The following is a 4026-nucleotide window of genomic DNA, read 5'->3' as shown; positions in this document are numbered from 1 at the left end:
TCGTGACGCCGGCGTCCCGGCAAACCGCCGCGGCCTCGTCGGCGACCGGACCGTCGACGGTACCCGCGGTGACGATGCCGACCGTCGCGTCGAGGGACGGCTGCTCTGCGTCGGCCGTGCGAACGAGGACGGTCGTGCTCCAGCGCTCGAGGGTCGCGTCGGGAAAGGACTCGAGCAGGGTCGATTCCAGGGCCTCGATCTGGGCGTCGTCGGCCCGGGTGATCAGCGCCCGGCCGGTCGTCTCGAGGGCGGTCTCGGCGAGGGCGACGACCTGCGGGGCGGACTTGCCCGCCGCGAAGATGCCTTCCGGAATACCGCGACGTTGCTGGCGAGCCGCGTCGAACCGTCCCGCCTCGCCGGTGACGTAGCCGTTGAGTTCGGCCTCGGCCTCCGCCGGCGACAGCGAGCCGTCGGCGACGGCCTCGAGGAGTTCGCGCATACCCGAACTGGGGGATCGATCTACTCGAATCCGTCGACCCGAGTCGCAGATCGGAAACGCGCGCGAGCGGACCCAGACCGCGCGCGAGGCCGATTCTCCGGTGTCGTCACCCCGAACCCGGACGGCGGAGTTCATCAACCATATATTTTCCGGTGGCATTTGCGCCCCAAACAGGCGAACGAACCCCTGCAACCCCGTTCTCCCCCCTCATAACCACAATGCTTATAATGGGGAAACGGGAACGGACACATCGTATGGCAGACCTTATCGTCAAAGCCGCTGTGAAGGAAGCGCTCGATGACAAGAACGTCGCTTCGGACTTCTACGACGCACTCGACGAGGAAGTCGACCAGCTTCTCGAGGACGCCGCCCGCCGCGCCGAGGAGAACGACCGGAAGACGGTCCAGCCGCGCGACCTGTAAGGCGACCCGCTCGAGCGTTCTTTTATCGCTGCAACGATACGATAGCGACGGCAGATAGCGCTAATTCCGAGAGCGGACGCTACCGTCGCTGCTCGAGGTACTCCTTCGTCCGCCCGGTGAGGACGTACTCGCGCTCGCCGAGCGCCTCGATCGATTCGGCGCCGGTGACGAACATCGCCGTCCGGAGTTCGAGTTCGAGGGTCTCGAGCAGGTCGACGACCGCGTCGGTCCCCTGCCCCGCGGGCGCCAGGAACGGTTTCGCGAGTCCGCCGGCGCTCGCGCCCATCGCGATCGCCTTCGCGACGTCGAGTCCCGATCGAACGCCGCCGCTGGCGATGACGGTGTCGTGTTCGTCGGCGGCCTCGAGGGTACTCACGGCGGTCGGAACGCCCCACGCGCGGAACAGCTTCCCGATCTGTTCCTGCCGGTCGGCGCCGACTGCCGCGGCGCGGTAGGACTCGATCCCCGACCACGTCGTCCCGCCCTTGCCGGCGACGTCGATGGCGTCGACGCCGGCGTCGGCGAGCCGTCGAGCCGTCTCCCGGGAGATGCCGTTGCCGGTCTCCTTGACGACGACCGGGACCGAGAGCCCGTCGGCGACGCGTTCGATCTCGGCGAGACAGCCTCGAGCGTCGACGTCGCCCTCGGGCTGGACCGCCTCCTGGAGGAAGTTGAGGTGGATCGCCATCGCGTCGGCGTCGATCATCTCGACGGCTCGCTCGACGTCCGCGAGGTCGTACTCGAGCAGCTGCGCGGCGCCGACGTTGCCGTAGAGGACGGCGTCGGGGGCGACGTCGCGGACGACCGTGTAGGACTCGAGTAGCTCCTCGTCGTCGAGCTCGAGACCCGCTCGCTGACTGCCGACGCCCATCGCGACGCCGGTCCGCTGGGCGGCCTCAGCCAGCGCCCGGTTGATCTTCGTCGTGTTCGGGTGGCCCCCGGTCATGCTCTCGATGACGATCGGCGCGTCGACCGCCGAGCCGAAGAGGGTCGTCGACGTGTCGATCTCGTCGCGGTGGATCTCGGGCAGGGCCTCGTGGATCAGCTCGACGTCCTCGAACCCGGTCCCTCTCGTTTCGACGTCCTCCTCCTCGATGATGCGGATGTGGTCGTCCTTGCGGTCGGCCGTCTCGGTCATTGCCTAGTAGCGATACGAGGATCGTGAAAAACGATCCGTTCGCCACGCACGAGTCCGGGGCCGATTTTTTGAGCGTTCGCGTCTATCGGGAAAACGAAATGCTTCGCAAACTGCTGATCGCGTTCGGAATCTTCGAGATCGCAATGCCGCAACCGGTGATCGACGCCTGCGAGCGGATCGGGCTGAAGAACCCCAAAGATGCCCAGCTTCGTCCGCGGGCGCTGTGGGGTGCCCGACTCGAGGGCGCCCTGTTCGTCTGGGTGCTGGCTCGCCGGGAATCGGGGGCGACGATCGCCAACCGGCTGCTCGCGCTCGCGGGAATCGCGCTCGTGGTCGTCCCCAAGCCCCTCGTCGAACTGAGCCAGCAACTGGTCTACGAGAACGTCGACGAACTCGAGCCGAAGCCGTGGGTGAACCCGGCCGCCCGGCTGCTGGGCGTGCTCTATCTGACCGTCGCGGCGCTGTCGACGATCGGGAGCGACGAAAGCGAGGAGGAGCCGGTGCGGAACTAACCGCCGCCGTCAGTAGCGCCGACTCTCGACGCCGTCGTCCGTCCCGACGTAGGTCGCGTCGGCGACGTCGACGAACAGCCCGTGTTCGACGACGCCGGGCAGACTCGAGAGGCGCCCGGCCAGTTCGGCGGGGTCGGCGATCGGATCGAACGCGCAATCCAGCACCAGGTTCCCGTTATCGGTGACGACGGGGCCGTCCTTGCACTCGGCCTCTCGCAGCGTCGCTTCGCCCCCCAGGTCGCCGATCCGCTCGGCGACGACCGTGTGGGCCTCGGGGAGGACGGCGACCGGGACCGGCGTCTCGAGCCGGTCGGTCAGCTTCGAGGGGTCGGCGACGACGACGAACCGGTCGGCGCTCGCGTCGACGAGCTTCTCGCGGGTGTGGGCGGCGCCCCCGCCCTTGATCAGCGTGCCGTGGGCCGCGGAGCCGGGATCGTCGAGTACCCGATCGGCGCCGTCGATCGCGAGGTCGACGGCCTCGACCGCGTCGAGTTCCGTCAGTGGGATCCCGACCTCGAGGGCCAGCTGCCGGGACTGAAAGGAGGTCGGTATTCCCCGGATCTCGAGCCCGTCGGCGACGGCCCGGCCGATCGCCTCGATCGCATAGGCAGTCGTCGAGCCGGTTCCGAGCCCGACGACGTCGCCGTCCGCGACCTCCTCGGCCGCGCGCTCGCCGGCGCGTCGCTTCGCCGCGTCGGATCCGCCCGTCGTCTTCATGGCTCATAGCGCGGGCGGCGGCGGGAAAAACGTTGTAGTTCGGGACTTAGAGGTTGATCGAGTCGAACCGAAGGATCCCGACCGCGAGCGGAACGAGCGCCCAGATTCCCAGGACGACGAACCCGAACCAGGGGCGGGCCGTCAGCGGTAGGTCGCCGGCGTCGTACATTCCGCTCATCGTCAGTCCGGACTCGCCGAGGACGGCCCCAAGCGCCGAGCCGTAGGCGGCGTCGGGCGACAGCGAGAGCAGCGTCACATACCAGTCGGGGAACTCCTCGACGAAGAACTGGCCCTCGACGGCGTACAGCAGGAGCTGCACGAGGATCGACCAGGCGAACCAGAAGAAGACGATCAGCCCGAACGCGCCGATCGCGGCCTTCGTCGTCGATCGGGTCATCGACGAGAGCCCGACGCCGATGCAGACGTAGACCAGCCCGAACAGCAGCGTCACGAGCGTAAAGCCGACGTAGTCGACCAGCGAGACCGACCCGACGAACGCGAACAGCCCGACCAGTCCGACGGCGAACCCGACGAGGATCGAGACCCCGACGACGCCGGTGCGCCCGAGAATCTTCCCGATCACGACGTCGCGGCGGGTGTGGGGCAGGCCGAGCAGGAACTTCAGGCTCCCGCTCTCGCGTTCACCCGCGATCGCACCGTAACTGACCACGAGCGCGATGATCGGGACGAGATAGCCCGCGGGCGTCTGGAGGGCGATGATGAGATCCAGCGTCGTCTCGGCGCCGCCCTCGAAGGCCTTGGCGGCCCAGGAGGCCAGGTACGCCCCGCCGACGGTAA

Annotated in this window: 5 protein-coding genes and 1 pseudogene; 2 read left to right on the top strand and 4 right to left on the bottom strand. The window is 68.2% G+C overall.

Annotation, left to right across the window (positions count from 1 at the left end; translation table 11 throughout):
• Nucleotides 1-439: pseudogene (locus tag ACNA7R_RS19515) on the bottom strand (hypothetical protein); the annotation flags it as partial.
• Nucleotides 440-693: 254 nt separating this feature from the next.
• Between ACNA7R_RS19515 and ACNA7R_RS19510 the strand changes: the two are divergent.
• A complete protein-coding gene (locus tag ACNA7R_RS19510) occupies nucleotides 694-861 on the top strand; it encodes a DUF1931 family protein (protein ID WP_005554854.1) in 168 nt (55 codons plus the stop codon).
• Nucleotides 862-940: 79 nt separating this feature from the next.
• Here the strand turns inward: ACNA7R_RS19510 and fni are convergent, their stop codons facing one another.
• Nucleotides 941-1999: a type 2 isopentenyl-diphosphate Delta-isomerase gene (gene fni / locus ACNA7R_RS19505; RefSeq protein WP_416285190.1), complete on the bottom strand. Its 1059-nt coding sequence runs from the start codon at nucleotides 1997-1999 to the stop codon at nucleotides 941-943.
• A gap of 98 nt (nucleotides 2000-2097) precedes the next feature.
• Between fni and ACNA7R_RS19500 the strand changes: the two genes are divergently transcribed.
• Nucleotides 2098-2511 (top strand): hypothetical protein, encoded by a 414-nt coding sequence (locus ACNA7R_RS19500; RefSeq protein WP_416285189.1) that lies wholly within the window; start codon nucleotides 2098-2100, stop codon nucleotides 2509-2511.
• A gap of 9 nt (nucleotides 2512-2520) precedes the next feature.
• Here the strand turns inward: ACNA7R_RS19500 and rpiA are convergent, their stop codons facing one another.
• On the bottom strand, nucleotides 2521-3228 hold the full coding sequence (rpiA, locus tag ACNA7R_RS19495) for a ribose-5-phosphate isomerase RpiA (protein ID WP_416285187.1): 708 nt from the start codon (nucleotides 3226-3228) through the stop codon (nucleotides 2521-2523).
• 46 nt (nucleotides 3229-3274) lie between these two features.
• Nucleotides 3275-4026: ABC transporter permease subunit (locus tag ACNA7R_RS19490; protein WP_416285186.1), on the bottom strand; the 752-nt coding region annotated here is incomplete at its 5' end.

It is taken from the genome of Natronococcus sp., assembly GCF_047921035.1.
Classification (GTDB): Archaea; Halobacteriota; Halobacteria; order Halobacteriales; family Natrialbaceae; genus Natronococcus.
Note: the sequence above shows the minus strand (reverse complement) of the source record. Positions and strands in the feature narration are given on the sequence as shown.

Coding starts and splice junctions, on each gene's coding strand:
- ACNA7R_RS19510 (WP_005554854.1), top strand. CDS start 694: ATGGCAGACCTTATCGTCAAAGCCGCTGTGAAGGAAGCGCTCGATGAC.
- fni (WP_416285190.1), bottom strand. CDS start 1,999: ATGACCGAGACGGCCGACCGCAAGGACGACCACATCCGCATCATCGAG.
- ACNA7R_RS19500 (WP_416285189.1), top strand. CDS start 2,098: ATGCTTCGCAAACTGCTGATCGCGTTCGGAATCTTCGAGATCGCAATG.
- rpiA (WP_416285187.1), bottom strand. CDS start 3,228: ATGAAGACGACGGGCGGATCCGACGCGGCGAAGCGACGCGCCGGCGAG.